This is a genomic window from Pantoea sp. PA1 (genome assembly GCF_056856975.1).
This window is the reverse complement of sequence record NZ_JBXGEE010000001.1, coordinates 2,081,796-2,095,307: the sequence shown is the minus strand read 5'-3', so window position 1 is coordinate 2,095,307 and position 13,512 is coordinate 2,081,796. Positions and strand designations below refer to the sequence as shown.

Here is a 13,512-nt window from a genome sequence, read left to right as displayed (position 1 = left end):
TGCTTTTCATTGCAGCGCTAATAATTCTTCCAGTCACTGACTTACCCCCGATTACAGATTAAGGAGCATCCCATGAAAAAACTGAATGCTGTTCTGGCGGGCGCCTTACTGACTACCGCCTCATTTACCACTTTCGCTGCTGCACCGGTCGATCAGGCCCAGGCGCAGAACCTCCAGAGCATCGGCAGCGTCTCGGTCTCCGGCGTGCGAGGCTCGCTGGATGATGCCAGCCGCCATCTGTCGCAAAAAGCGGAAGAGATGGGCGCCAGCCACTACCGTGTTATCGGCGTCGATAACCCAGGCGACTCCAGCCTGTGGAGCGGCACCGCAGAGATTTATCGCTAGCTATACCCTCCTGTTTCCATCCCTGTAGCTCTTACCGGCCTGAAAATGGCCGGTTTTTTTATTTTTGTGCATCATGACGGATTCTTACAAATCAGCCTGTGCATCCGCCCGGTATATTTTGCTTCGTTCCTGCATAACGGGTAGGATTCATCGCCGTAAATTCCCGCCTTGCCTGGCACTCACTCACAGGCAAGCGCACAGAGGAAAATACCCCATAACTCAGGGCATGACACCTGCATGGGGGAAGCGACGACTGATGGTCAGGACAAACAGGAAAGCTATGAAATCTAAAAAGAAAACCCCAGGCGAGTTGCGCGCTGCGAAACGACGCTGGCTCAATTCTCATGACGCGGGCTACCAGAAGGCTATGGGTAACCGGCACGTACAGATGATCGCAATCGGTGGTGCCATCGGCACCGGTTTGTTCCTGGGCGCAGGTGGCCGTTTGCAGGCTGCGGGCCCCGCCTTAGCCATCATCTATCTGGTGTGTGGCATTTTCTCCTTCTTTATTCTGCGTGCGCTGGGTGAGCTGGTGTTACACCGTCCCAGCAGCGGCAGCTTTGTCTCTTACGCCCGTGAGTTCCTCGGCGAGAAAGCCTCCTACGTGGCGGGCTGGATGTATTTCGTCAACTGGGCCATGACCGGTATCGTGGATATCACCGCCGTCGCGCTCTACATGCACTACTGGGGCGCGTTTGGTGATGTGCCGCAGTGGGTCTTCGCCCTGGGTGCGCTGGCGATTGTTGGCACCATGAACATGATCGGCGTGAAGTGGTTTGCCGAAATGGAGTTCTGGTTCGCGCTGGTGAAAGTGCTGGCTATCGTGGTCTTCCTCGTGGTGGGCGTGGTGTTCCTTGGCACCGGCAAACCGCTGGATGGCAACAGCACCGGCTTCCATCTGATTACCGACAACGGCGGTATCTTCCCGCACGGCTTACTGCCTGCGCTGGTGCTGATTCAGGGGGTAGTGTTCGCCTTTGCCTCGATCGAACTCGTCGGAACGGCGGCGGGCGAATGTAAAGATCCGCAGACCATGCTGCCGAAAGCCATTAACAGCGTGATCTGGCGTATCGGTCTGTTCTACGTCGGTTCGGTGGTCCTGCTGGTGCTGCTGCTGCCGTGGAACGCCTATCAGGCCGGTCAGAGTCCGTTCGTGACCTTCTTCTCAAAGCTGGGCGTACCTTACATCGGCAGCATCATGAACATCGTGGTGCTGAGCGCGGCGCTCTCCAGCCTGAACTCCGGACTCTATTCGACCGGACGTATTCTGCGTTCCATGTCGATGGGCGGTTCTGCACCGAAGTTCATGTCTAAGATGAACGGTCAGCAGGTGCCGTATGCCGGGATTCTGGTCACCATCGGCGTTTATGTCATTGGCGTAGTGCTTAACTACTACGTGCCGTCACAGGTGTTTGAGATCGTCCTGAACGTCGCCTCACTGGGCATTATCTCCTCCTGGGCCTTTATCGTGGTCTGCCAGCTGCGTCTGCGTAAGGCGATCAAAGAGGGCAAGGCGGATGATGTGAGCTTCAAGCTGCCGGGCGCGCCGTTTACGTCCTGGCTGACCCTGCTGTTCCTGTTCAGCGTGCTGGTGCTGATGGCGTTCGACTACCCGAACGGCACCTATACCATCGCCTCTATTCCGCTGATTGCCGTGGTGCTGGTGCTGGGATGGTTTGGCGTGCGTAAGCGCGTTAACGCTATCGCCGAAACCGAGCATGATCATCATGAAGAGGAGGCAAAGCCGACCCAGCTGGCGGATGAATCCTCCCGCTGATCGCCATTGCCGTCATCAGGCCAGCCTCCGGGCTGGCTTTTTTTTGGGCGCAAACCGGCGCCGCGAATTAGGATAGTTTTCCCGCCTCCTTGCCCCTATGATGAAAGGCTCCCTTTATGCGGTAGCGGAGTCTGCATGTCGTTTAAGATCAACATCATCAAAGATAAACTCCTGTCTGAAAACTGGTTTGTGCTGCGCAACTACACCTATGAGATAACCGACCGTCAGGGTGAGGTGATCCGCCACAAGCGTGAAGTCTACGATCGCGGCAACGGGGCGACCATCCTGCTCTATAACCGTGAAAAAAACAGTGTGGTGCTGACGCGCCAGTTCCGCATCGCCACCTACGTCAACGGTAATGACAGCGGCATGCTGATCGAAGCCTGCGCGGGGTTGCTGGATGATGACACGCCGGAAGATTGCATCCGCAAAGAGGCCATCGAAGAGACCGGCTACGCCGTGGGTGAGGTGGAAAAACTCTATAGCTGCTACATGTCACCGGGCGGCGTGACCGAGCTGATCCACTTTTTCGCGGCGGAATATCACGACGCGCTGCGTGACAATGCGGGCGGGGGCGTTGATGATGAGTCGATTGATGTACTGGAGCTGCGCTTCCCGGATGCGCTGGCGATGGTCGCCGATGGCCGCATTCGCGACGGTAAAACTATTATGCTGCTGCAGCATGCCCGTATCGCAGGCTGGCTGACACCATAATCGTGCCCTGAACGGCCCGCCGCGCGACAGCCCGGGATGCAATGCGGACACTGTCTCCAGGTTATGCACGCTTTTTAAGCAGTTAACTGCGCTTTTTGCACGGGTTCACAGAATGCGAACTCTGTCTGGCCCATTGATGCGCTATCCTCTCCACTCTGGGTTTTTGGGGATCGATTTTCTTAATGTCGTACTGGATGAAATCGCTGTGGCTGTCGACGTCTTTATGGGTGACCTGTGTTCAGGCGGAACCGTTGCAAAAGTCATTCAACGACTGGCAAATCACCTGCAACAACGAAGCCTTCTGCGTGGCCCGCAATATCCCCGGCGATAAAGGGCTGGTGATGACGATTTCGCGCCATGCGGGCGTCAACGATCGCCCCTTACTCCGTATCGACTACGGCAGTGCCTATACCGGCGCGCTGCCTGGCGGCCCGCTGCAGGATAATCTGCTGCTCGACCAGCGGCGTCTGAAACCGGACCTCAAACACTGGACGGCAGAACCGCACCATCTCGCCACCAGCAATGCTATCGCCATTGATGAATTTCTTGATCTGGTGATGGAAGCCAAAACCCTGCAACTGACCTACGATGCCAGTGCCGCGATCTCCCTGCGCGGTATGAAAGCTGCACTGCTGCTGATGGATGACAGGCAGGGGCGGGTGAACAGCATGAGCGCATGGATTAAACGTGGCGACCGCGCCAGCTGGGAGGTTCCGCCGCCGCCAGCATTGCCACAGCTGCCTCCCGCCGTAAGGCCGCCTGCGCCCCTGACGCGCGAAGAGACCAGCGGATTAATTGATTACGGCACCTGGCGCATCAATACCGACTCCTGCTCACTCGACCCGCTGCGGCGTGAGGTCAGCGTTGCGCCTCTCACCGATCAGCATGCGCTGTTGCTGGTCAGTTGTGAAATGGGGGCATATAACGTCATCGATCTGGCGTTTGAAGTGACGCGCAGCCCGCCCTACGTGGCCCGGGGCATCACGCTGACGCTGCCCTTTACCCCGCCGCGGGCGAGTGACCGCCAGCTTGAGCTGATTAACGCTGAGTATGATGCGGCCAGCGGCCAGCTTTATACTTTTGGCAAGGGGCGAGGGCTCGGTGACTGCGGCAGTGCCACACGCTGGCAGTTTGATGGTACCCGCTTTGTGCTGGCGGAATATGCGGAGGAGTCGACCTGCGATGCCTGGCACAGCAGTGATGACTGGCCAACCCTGTGGGTCAGCCAGTCAGACGGTGGCGTCCAGCAGCGTTAGCGGATGACCTGCACCATCATCGGAGAGCCGGTCTGGTTGCCGACCAGCTCAGCCAGCATGTTGTTTACGCCGTCGCTCATTGGCGTAAAGCGGGTCAGCGGCGAGCGCGTCACCACGACAAACACGCCCACGTTATGCTGCGGCACCATCGCCATATAGGTAATGAAACCCCCGCCACCGCCGGTTTTCTGAATAATCCCGGGACGACCATTCTTTGGTCCCATGTAGACCCAGCCCATCCCCAGCGCATCCGCTTTCCCTGGCACATCCATGCCTTCCACGCGGGTCAGCTGATCGCGGCGATAGATCAGCGTTTGCAGCCGATCGATCTGCGGGGTGCGATGGTTAACCGACGAGTTAAGGAACTGCTGCATCCAGCGGCCCATATCATCCGGCGTGGAGTAAACGCCGCCGCTGCCAATCGCCGCCAGGGTGTTGTTGCAGGGGCTGGCCCCTTTCTCAGCCACCATCAGGCGACCACACTGCTCAGGCGAAGGCGTAAAGGTGGTGTCTTTCATACCCAGCGGACGGGTGATCAACTGCTGAAACAGGGCCGGGTAGGGCGTGCCCGCCGCGCGCGACAGCGCATCGCCCAGCAGATCGTAACCCAGGTTGGAGTAGGCGGCACTGCTGCCCGGTGCGGCTTTGAGGTTCGCCCGTGACAGCCACGTCCAGCGTTCACTGCGCGTCGGCCAGACAAACACCGGCCGCTGCGCCTTGCCGCCAGGCTGTTCACGCGGCAGTCCGCTGGTATGGGTGGAGAGGTTGATCAGACGAATGGGCTGTCCGTTATAAGCAGGCACGCGGGTGCCCGGCGGCGCATATTTACTCAGCGGATCGTCGAGGCGAATCTGTCCGCGCTCCGCCAGCTTGACCATCACTTCACTGGTCATCAGCTTACTCAGCGAAGCGATACGAATCAGCGAATCTTTTTGCGGGCGCACATTGTTGCCTGGCCGGGTTTCACCAAAGCTGGCGAAGACCCGCTGATTGCCATCAATCGCGACCAGTGCCATACCGGTTGCACCGCTGCCATAAAAGATATGCTCCGCATAGCGGTCAACAATCTGAGAGGCGAGCAGCGGATCGGGCGCGACCTGCGCCATGCTTTTTAATGGAAGCAGTGAAACCATCAGGGCCAGAAAATAGGGTGTGCGCATGTTCAACGGAAATGGCTTCGCTATAGAGATCGGAGGAGATCTGCCTTCACGCATCGGACAGACGCGGCCAGCACATCGCGTTATTCCGGCAGAAGAGCAGCAGGAACAGGCGGGCAGCCAGGGCGCAGGCAGCATTAACTATGACGGCTCTATAGTAATCAGTTTGTGCGGGGCGTGAAGAGGGGAGACGAGATTTTTTTCTGTTTCGGGCTATGTGATGAAATGGCCCTTCCCGGTGCACCGGGAAGGGCAAAAGCATTACACCGGCTTGAGTAATGCTTCAGCGTGACTGACGATATTCTCTACCGTGAAGCCAAACTCCGGGAACAGCTTGCCGGCTGGCGCTGATTCACCAAAGGTGGTCATACCGACAATCGCGCCTTCCAGACCCACATACTTGAACCAGTAGTCGGCGATTCCGGCTTCCACCGCCACGCGCGCCTTCACGCCGACAGGCAGAACGGATTCGCGGTAGGCGGCATCCTGCGCATCAAACAGGTCAGTTGAAGGCAGTGAAACCACCCGCACCTTGTGACCGCCTGAAGTGAGCTTATCGGCTGCACCCAGGGTGATCTCAATTTCTGAACCGGTGGCAATCAGGATCACTTCGGGGGTGCCGTCGCAATCTTTCAGCACATAGCCGCCGCGTTTGATGTTCTCGATCTGTTCCGGGGTACGTTCCGGCTGCAGCAGATTCTGACGGGAGAGGATCAGCGCAGTCGGGCCATGATGGCGTTCGATAGCCGCTTTCCACGCCACAGCCGTTTCCACCTGATCGCACGGGCGCCATACGCTCATGTTGGGCGTCAGACGCAGGCTGGCGATCTGCTCAACCGGCTGGTGAGTCGGGCCATCTTCGCCCAGACCGATGGAGTCATGGGTGTAGACCAGAATCTGTCGCGCCTTCATCAGCGCCGCCATGCGTGCTGCGTTACGCGCATATTCGACAAACATCAGGAAGGTGGCCGTGTAGGGGACGAAACCGCCATGGTGTGCGATACCGTTACCAATCGCCGTCATCCCGAACTCACGCACGCCGTAGTGAATGTAGTTGCCGGCCGGATCTTCTTTGATCGATTTGGAGCCAGACCAGATCGTCAGGTTACTGGGCGCCAGGTCTGCAGAACCGCCGAGGAACTCCGGCAGTAATTTGCCGTAGGCTTCCAGCGAGTTTTGTGAGGCTTTGCGGCTGGCAATTTTCTGCGGGTTAGCCTGCAGCTCCTGAATGAAACGGGTGGCTTCGCTTTCCCACGTTGACGGCATCTCGCCATTCATACGGCGTTCATACTCTTTCGCCAGCTCAGGATGTGCCTCTTTATAGGCCGCAAATTTTGCATCCCAGGTTTTTTCCCGTTCCGCACCGGCGGCTTTGGCATCCCACTGCTGGTAGATTTCAGCCGGGATCTCAAACGCCGGATAGTTCCAGCCGAGTTGCTTGCGGGTCAGGGCGACTTCTTCCTCACCCAGCGCTGCGCCGTGCGACTCCTCTTTACCGGCTTTGTTCGGGGAACCGAAACCGATAATGGTGCGGCAGATAATCAGCGAAGGCTTATCGGTAACGCTCTGCGCCTCTTTGATCGCCTCGCGAATGGCGTCCGCGTCATGGCCGTCGATGTCGCCGATGACGTGCCAGTTGTAAGACTCAAAGCGCTTATGGGTGTCGTCGGTAAACCAGCCTTCGGTTTCACCATCGATCGAGATACCGTTATGGTCATAGAAGCCGATCAGTTTGCCGAGACCCAGGGTGCCCGCCAGGGAGCAGACTTCGTGCGAAATCCCTTCCATCAGACAGCCATCGCCCATAAAGACATAGGTATGGTGGTCGACAATCTCATGATCCGGACGGTTAAACTGCGCGGCCAGCGTGCGCTCTGCAATCGCCAATCCAACGGCGTTCGCCAGACCCTGACCCAGCGGGCCGGTGGTCGTTTCCACGCCTGGCGTGTAGCCGATTTCCGGGTGGCCAGGCGTTTTAGAGTGCAGCTGACGGAAGTTTTTCAGCTCTTCAATCGGCAGGTCATAGCCACTCAGGTGCAGCAGGCTGTACAGCAGCATTGAGCCGTGGCCGTTGGAGAGGATAAAGCGGTCGCGATCAAGCCAGGCGGGATTGGTCGGATTGTGCTGAAGGAAGTCGCGCCACAACACTTCGGCGATATCGGCCATTCCCATGGGCGCACCGGGGTGGCCGGAATTTGCCTTCTGAACCGCATCCATGCTCAGTGCACGAATCGCGTTTGCCAACTCTCTGCGTGAGGACATAAAGTTCTCCCTTGTTATGCATCAGGGCGGGAAAGTCCCGCCCGACTAAAATGAGGACTACAGACGTGCGGCCAATACATCTTCCAGCTTCTGCTGGTCAACAGCGAACTGGCGGATACCATCAGACAGTTTCTCAACCGCCATCGGATCCTGATTATGCTCCCAGCGGAACTCCGCCTCGGAGAGCGGTGATGGCTGATGGAAGCCTTCGGTAGACGGCTCCAGCTTGCGCTCCAGCGGCGCGTCGCTGTTCTGCAGCTCCTCCAGCAGGTTAGGGGAGAGCGTCAGGCGATCGCAGCCCGCCAGCGCCACAATCTGCTCCACTTTACGGAAGCTGGCACCCATGATGATGGTGCTGTAGCGGTGCTTTTTGTAGTAGTCGTAGATGCGACGCACGGATTTCACGCCCGGATCTTCATCTGCCACGTAGGGTTCCATCGGCTTGCGTGAGTTATACCAGTCGTAGATGCGACCCACGAACGGCGAGATCAGGAACACGCCCGCTTCCGCGCAGGCACGCGCCTGCGCGAAGGAGAAGAGCAGGGTCAGGTTGCAGTGGATACCATTCTTCTCCAGCTCTTCTGCAGCGCGGATACCTTCCCAGGTTGAAGCCAGCTTAATCAGCACGCGCGAGCGGTCGATACCCTGCTCTTCGTACATCCGAATCAGTTTTTCTGCTTTGGTCACACACATGCCACGATCGAAGGAGAGGCGCGCATCCACTTCGGTCGAAACACGGCCCGGTATGCTTTTCAGGATTTCCATACCGAGATTGATTGCCACTTTGTCGCTGGCGTTGATGATCTGGGTCTCTTTGCTGCCGCCCTGTTTTTTAGCGTACTCAATCGCGTCATCCATCAGGTGTTTGTACCCTTCAAGACCGGATGCTTTCAGAATGAGTGAAGGGTTGGTGGTGGCGTCTTCCGGGTGGTAATGACGAATCGATTCGATATCGCCACTGTCCGCCACCACGGTGGTGAACTGTTTTAGGGCTTCTAGCTGGTTCATCTCTAAACTCCTTGAAAAGAAAAATGAAAGCGAACAGGGATCACCTCAGGCCTCGCAGCCGGTCTGTGGCATGTGCTGCTAGCGGGAACGCGAACCCATAACATTGCAACAGACACTTTCTGATGAAAATGCGGTTTCTCTGATTGTTGCGCTGCGAGGCGGTGCGAAGGAGCCGTCATGCGGTGTAACCCGAGGGGTGCGCCATATTCCACCCTTAAGCATAGCAGTCGGGGAAAATGACGCAGGCAACACTGTAGCAATCCGTGCCCTCTCCGCATCAAAGCGGCGTGACGACACTCACTCTCGTCATACGCCGGGAGCAGATAACGGTGCGGTGAATCGGAAAGTAAAAACGCGGGGACGGTAAAAGCGCTGCCACAGTGAAATGTGGCGGGGCAGGCTGAATGCTAAACAGGGGGGATGTCTGAGCCTCCCCGGGAAAGGCGTTTTAAAACAGGCCGCGATGAGAGTACAGGCGGCCCGAATTCCGCGCTGCGCTATTGCCTCTCAAAAAATTGCGCCAGCGTTATTTTGGGGTGCGGGTAGTAAAATTTATTATGCGTCAGCGGGATATACATCCCTTCGGGTTCACCCGGCATAAAATAGTTGCCCTGCCAGCGGTTCGGTTCACAAACCGGCCCGTCGTGATAGACGGTGCCCAGCGGCGCATAAGTGACATCCCGACCGAAAATAGAATAGACGGCGGCATCGACAAAATTGAAAGATTCCGGAACGCCACGCAGATGGGTATCCTGAATCAGTAAGCTGTGCAGTTTATCTTTGATATAAAAGAGGCTGCCGAGGTCACGAATCACCTGTTCGAAATCGTGCGCGCCATCATGATGAATGATGACGTTTCCGCCTTCTTCTTTCATCAGCACATCCCTGACATACTCCGGAAGGGTGCCATGGTACATCCTGACCCGGCTTTCGACGGTTTCCGGATAGGCTCTTCTTGCGCGCTCTCTGGCGAACTGTAAATGGTCCGGGCTGATGTCGATCAAATCGAGTTCAATACCCAGATAGTGTGCACAGCCAGCCAGAACAGAGGTGCTGCCTCCCATAAAGACGCCCACTTCAACGATTCTGCTGACTTCACCCAGTGCCGACTTAATGGTATTAAAAATATCAAAGTAATATTTCCCGGAGCATTGATCTTCGTAGTGTCCTTCAGTCGCCGCTCTCTTTGCGATGATGTCGTCGAAGATAATATTTCTGCCCAGCCAGGGAGAAAGGTCGGGTTTGAAACCACTGTATATTTCGATGTTAAGCCGTTCCGCTATCTCCGCAAAACTCCGTGTTTCAAGGTTTTTATCGGGGTCTGTGAATGAAGCCATCATTGGTGTCCTTATCCTGAATATGGCCTAGTGTATCAATGAAATTCAGGGCACTAATGAATGAGAAACAAACGGAACTGAACCCTTTTTATCGGTTATCAGGTCGGGTGGGAGCGGCAGGAAGATGAACGGTTTCAGGCGGTTGAGACAGCGTAATGAACCGCAACGCAGGCAGAGAGCCACGTTGCGGTCCGGGGGATTATGACGGCAGATTGAGCCAGTTCTTCACCGGCAGGAAGTCGCGATAGAGGGCCGCTTCAGGCGAGTCTGGTTCAGGCTGATAATCATATTCCCAGCGCACCAGCGGCGGCATCGACATCAGGATCGATTCCGTGCGGCCGCCGGTCTGCAGGCCAAACAGGGTGCCACGGTCCCACACCAGATTGAACTCCACATAACGCCCGCGGCGGTAGAGCTGGAACTGGCGCTCGCGATCGCCCCACGGATGATCTTTGCGGCGTGCCACAATCGGCCGGTAGGCATCAATAAAGCCGCGTCCCACCGCCTGCATAAAGCTGAAGCTCTGCTCAAAATCGGGCGTGTTGAGATCGTCAAAAAACAGGCCGCCAATGCCGCGCTGCTCATCGCGGTGTTTCAGATAGAAATAGTCGTCACACCACTTTTTATATCGCGGATAAACGTCGTCGCCAAAAGGCTGACAGAGGTCGGCGGCAGTCTGATGCCAGTGCAGTGCATCTTCTTCGAAGCCGTAGAACGGCGTGAGATCAAACCCGCCGCCAAACCACCACACCGGATCGGCACCGGGTTTCTCCGCGATAAAAAAGCGCACGTTGGCGTGGCTGGTGGGCACATAGGGATTGTTCGGGTGGATCACCAGCGACACGCCCATCGCTTCAAAGCTGCGGCCCGCCAGTTCCGGACGGTGCGCCGTAGCCGAGGCCGGCATCTTATCGCCATGCACGTGCGAAAAGTTTACGCCTGCCTGTTCAAACACCGCACCGTTTCGCAGTACGCGGCTCTTACCGCCGCCGCCGCCAGGACGCTGCCAGCTATCTTCTGCGAACGCTGCGCCGCCATCTTCAGCCGCCAGCTGGTTACAAATCTCATCCTGCAGAGCGAGCAGGAATGCTTTTACGCGGGAAATATCAGCCATCTTTTCGCTTATCGTCGGTTTTAATTTAGGGCGATTATACGCAAAATCGGGCTGCTTGCATGAGTGCGGCTATCCAGGCAGGCATACAATGGGAAATTTTCATGTCTGAAGAACCTTGCAGAATTTTATAAAAATGGGTGAAGCGCTGTGCAAAAATCCATCGGCCGCGGAGGAGTTTATTAATGCTATCGAAAATTATCAGGCTGATCCGGAAGCTGATAGCCGAGGTGTCAGGCGGACTTGTGCTTATGGCGATAGTGATTGGCATATTTCTGACCGCAACGCTGAATGAAGGGGCGATGCGTATTGTCGGGCCGCTGCTGGTGCTTGTTGCTGGTCTGGTGATTTATGGGCTGACTTATCTTATCGCGGATAAGTCTGACCGCCGATAACCCTCTGCCACGATTAACTTCCGGCAGAGAGGCAGACAGAAGGCCGTTAATACGGCCTTACTTAAAACTTAATTCACAATGACCATTCCGCCGTTCGCTTCGCCTGAACGTTACGTCGGATGGAGCATTTCTCAGGTTCACATGCGTTTATTCAAGCTTCTGCACTGAGTCATTGTTACTTTCCGCATCAGGCATTACGGCGATCAAACTCATCAAAGTAGTTGACGATGCCGCTGGCAATGGCGGCGGCAATTTTCTGACGAAACGCCGTGGTGCCGAGCAACTGCTCTTCGTGCGGATTGGTAATAAAGGAGGTTTCAACCAGCACCGAAGGGATGGAGGGCGACTTCAGGACCGCGAAAGCCGCCTGTTCCGTGTGCTGGCTATGCAGATGATGAACCGGTCGAATCTGATCCAGCACATGTTTGCCCAGCGTCAGGCTGTTTTTGATGGTGTCGGTCTGAACCAGATCGAACAGGATCTGCTGCAGATAGTGATCCTGCTGCTGCGCCTTCACGCCGCCCAGTTTGTCCGCATCGTTCTCACGCTGAGAGAGATAACGCGCCATTGAACTACTGGCACCGCGATTAGAGAGGGCAAATACCGAGGCGCCGCTGGCATCGGGGCTGGTAAAGCCGTCGGCATGGATCGACATGAACAGATGCGCGCCATGCTGATGAGCAATCTCCACCCGCTGGTAGAGCGGAATAAAGTGGTCGCTGTCGCGGGTCAGACGCACTTCGATGCGCGGATGGCTCTGCAGCTGCCGTTTCACGTTACCGGCAATCTCCAGCACGATGTGCTTCTCTTCTGAACCCTCTTCGCCAACCGCGCCGGAGTCGATGCCCCCGTGGCCGGGATCAATCATCACAATGCGCTTTCCGTTACTGGCTGGCGGAGCAGGGCGTGCATGGCGGCCTGTTCCTGTAAGCGCTGAAGGCTCTCTGGCCTGAACCGCGCGCGGCGATAAAACGGCCAGAGCCAGACCGGAAAGGAGTAACTGACGGCGATGAATCAAACGTTTAAGCAGGTGCATGTGCGGGTCCGGTAACAGAAATCCTGCCGGTGTTATAGCCTAAGGCTCTGTTGTCTGCGATCACATAACCATTTCAGGGCATTACTTTGTATTGCAGGCCGCGAACAGAAAATTTGCGCTTTTTTATTTGCCGCCGTTCAGCCGAGGGTTGCGTGCGGCAGAGAATGCGTGATAATCAGCAAATTGTGCTTAATTGCAGGTGAAGAAGATGGAAATCCGCGCCTTCCGCCAGGAAGATTTTGAAGAAGTGATCACCTTATGGGAACGTTGCGATTTGTTACGGCCATGGAACGATCCGGAGCTGGATATCGAACGCAAAATGCATCACGACCCCGATCTCTTTCTGGTCGCTGAAGTCGGCGGCGTGGTCGTCGGCACCCTGATGGGGGGCTACGATGGTCATCGCGGTGCGGCCTATTATCTGGCGGTGCATCCTGACTATCAGGGACGCGGTTTTGCGAATGCGCTGATGAATCGTCTGGAGAAGAAGCTCATCGCTCGCGGCTGTCCGAAGCTGCATCTGATGATCCGCGAAGAGAACGATCAGGTGGTGGCCTTTTACGAGAAGCTCGATTATGAGCCGGTCGATGTACTGCTGTTTGGCAAACGTCTGATCGAAGATCGTGAATACTAAACCGTCCCCTGACTATCAGCCGGACCACTATGACGCCAGAGGGCAGCTGCGGCTGCCGTTTCTTTTTTGGCTGATCCTGTTACTGCAGGCGCGCACCTGGCTACTGCTGGTGATGGCCGGGGCATCACGGCAGCAGGGCAACGATCTGCTGGCGCTCTTCTATCCGGATCGCCAGGCGTTCTGGATCGGTCTTGCCCTGGGGTTACCGGCGCTGGCAGGTCTGCTGCTGACCGGTTACCGGCTGCGGCTGCCGCGACTCTGGCAGCACTGGCGCAGCGTGCTGTCGCTGTCGTTTTTAGTGAATCTCATCTGGCAGGGACTGCAGTTTGTGCAGGGTGATCTGCTCAGTTCGCCGCTGCCCCTGTTGCTGACGCTGTTTGACCTGCTGGCACTCATCTGGCTGCAGACTGACCGTCGCTGCCGCGACTGCTTTCTGCCTGAACATCATCTTAAATAAACTTTTTGGCGCTTTGCGACTCC

At 56.6% G+C, this 13,512-nt stretch carries 14 protein-coding genes; 8 read left to right on the top strand and 6 right to left on the bottom strand.

Annotation, left to right across the window (positions count from 1 at the left end):
* Positions 1 to 72 precede the first annotated feature (72 nt).
* From AC1V0D_RS10055 to AC1V0D_RS10040, 4 genes are all read left to right on the top strand, one after another.
* Entirely contained in the window at positions 73 to 345 is a 273-nt protein-coding gene (locus AC1V0D_RS10055) for a YdgH/BhsA/McbA-like domain containing protein (protein ID WP_058957421.1), read from the top strand.
* 280 nt (positions 346 to 625) lie between these two features.
* Positions 626 to 2,122 (top strand): L-asparagine permease, encoded by a 1,497-nt coding sequence (gene ansP / locus AC1V0D_RS10050; protein WP_009088814.1) that lies wholly within the window; start codon positions 626 to 628, stop codon positions 2,120 to 2,122.
* Between the two features lie 135 nt (positions 2,123 to 2,257).
* On the top strand, positions 2,258 to 2,836 hold the full coding sequence (gene nudK, locus AC1V0D_RS10045) for a GDP-mannose pyrophosphatase NudK (protein WP_046102349.1): 579 nt from the start codon (positions 2,258 to 2,260) through the stop codon (positions 2,834 to 2,836).
* 182 nt (positions 2,837 to 3,018) lie between these two features.
* Positions 3,019 to 4,092 carry a DUF1176 domain-containing protein gene (locus tag AC1V0D_RS10040; protein WP_033736150.1) on the top strand — a complete coding sequence of 358 codons (1,074 nt, stop codon included), beginning with the start codon at positions 3,019 to 3,021 and terminating at the stop codon, positions 4,090 to 4,092.
* Here the strand turns inward: AC1V0D_RS10040 and ampH are convergent.
* The gene (gene ampH / locus AC1V0D_RS10035) at positions 4,089 to 5,252 is read right to left on the bottom strand and encodes a D-alanyl-D-alanine-carboxypeptidase/endopeptidase AmpH (protein WP_265138662.1); all 1,164 of its coding nucleotides are present in this window, start codon (positions 5,250 to 5,252) and stop codon (positions 4,089 to 4,091) included. The two genes, AC1V0D_RS10040 and ampH, sit on opposite strands and share 4 nt — an antisense overlap.
* Between ampH and AC1V0D_RS10030 the strand changes: the two genes are divergently transcribed.
* Positions 5,251 to 5,430 carry a hypothetical protein gene (locus tag AC1V0D_RS10030; RefSeq protein WP_482907353.1) on the top strand — a complete coding sequence of 60 codons (180 nt, stop codon included), beginning with the start codon at positions 5,251 to 5,253 and terminating at the stop codon, positions 5,428 to 5,430. The two genes, ampH and AC1V0D_RS10030, sit on opposite strands and share 2 nt — an antisense overlap.
* Before the next feature lie 80 nt (positions 5,431 to 5,510).
* On the opposite strand, the gene tkt is transcribed toward AC1V0D_RS10030, so the two are convergent.
* From tkt to hemF, 4 genes are all read right to left on the bottom strand, one after another.
* On the bottom strand, positions 5,511 to 7,511 hold the full coding sequence (tkt, locus tag AC1V0D_RS10025; protein ID WP_046102346.1) for a transketolase: 2,001 nt from the start codon (positions 7,509 to 7,511) through the stop codon (positions 5,511 to 5,513).
* Between the two features lie 57 nt (positions 7,512 to 7,568).
* Positions 7,569 to 8,519 (bottom strand): transaldolase, encoded by a 951-nt coding sequence (gene tal, locus AC1V0D_RS10020; RefSeq protein ID WP_009088826.1) that lies wholly within the window; start codon positions 8,517 to 8,519, stop codon positions 7,569 to 7,571.
* A 497-nt stretch (positions 8,520 to 9,016) separates the two neighbouring features.
* A complete protein-coding gene (locus AC1V0D_RS10015) occupies positions 9,017 to 9,856 on the bottom strand; it encodes a class I SAM-dependent methyltransferase (RefSeq protein WP_482907352.1) in 840 nt (279 codons plus the stop codon).
* Between the two features lie 199 nt (positions 9,857 to 10,055).
* On the bottom strand, positions 10,056 to 10,970 hold the full coding sequence (gene hemF / locus AC1V0D_RS10010) for an oxygen-dependent coproporphyrinogen oxidase (RefSeq protein ID WP_482907351.1): 915 nt from the start codon (positions 10,968 to 10,970) through the stop codon (positions 10,056 to 10,058).
* A gap of 182 nt (positions 10,971 to 11,152) precedes the next feature.
* Here hemF and AC1V0D_RS10005 point away from each other — a divergent pair, with 182 nt between their 5' ends.
* A complete protein-coding gene (locus AC1V0D_RS10005) occupies positions 11,153 to 11,362 on the top strand; it encodes a hypothetical protein (RefSeq protein ID WP_482907350.1) in 210 nt (69 codons plus the stop codon).
* 187 nt (positions 11,363 to 11,549) lie between these two features.
* On the opposite strand, the gene amiA is transcribed toward AC1V0D_RS10005, so the two are convergent.
* The gene (gene amiA, locus AC1V0D_RS10000; RefSeq protein ID WP_009088831.1) at positions 11,550 to 12,398 is read right to left on the bottom strand and encodes an N-acetylmuramoyl-L-alanine amidase AmiA; all 849 of its coding nucleotides are present in this window, start codon (positions 12,396 to 12,398) and stop codon (positions 11,550 to 11,552) included.
* 208 nt (positions 12,399 to 12,606) lie between these two features.
* Between amiA and AC1V0D_RS09995 the strand changes: the two genes are divergently transcribed.
* Together AC1V0D_RS09995 and AC1V0D_RS09990 are read left to right on the top strand one after the other, a co-directional pair.
* Positions 12,607 to 13,032 (top strand): GNAT family acetyltransferase, encoded by a 426-nt coding sequence (locus AC1V0D_RS09995; protein ID WP_140029692.1) that lies wholly within the window; start codon positions 12,607 to 12,609, stop codon positions 13,030 to 13,032.
* Positions 13,022 to 13,489 (top strand): DUF2919 domain-containing protein, encoded by a 468-nt coding sequence (locus AC1V0D_RS09990; RefSeq protein ID WP_009088833.1) that lies wholly within the window; start codon positions 13,022 to 13,024, stop codon positions 13,487 to 13,489. Before AC1V0D_RS09995 ends, AC1V0D_RS09990 begins: the two co-directional genes overlap by 11 nt.
* Positions 13,490 to 13,512 lie beyond the last annotated feature (23 nt).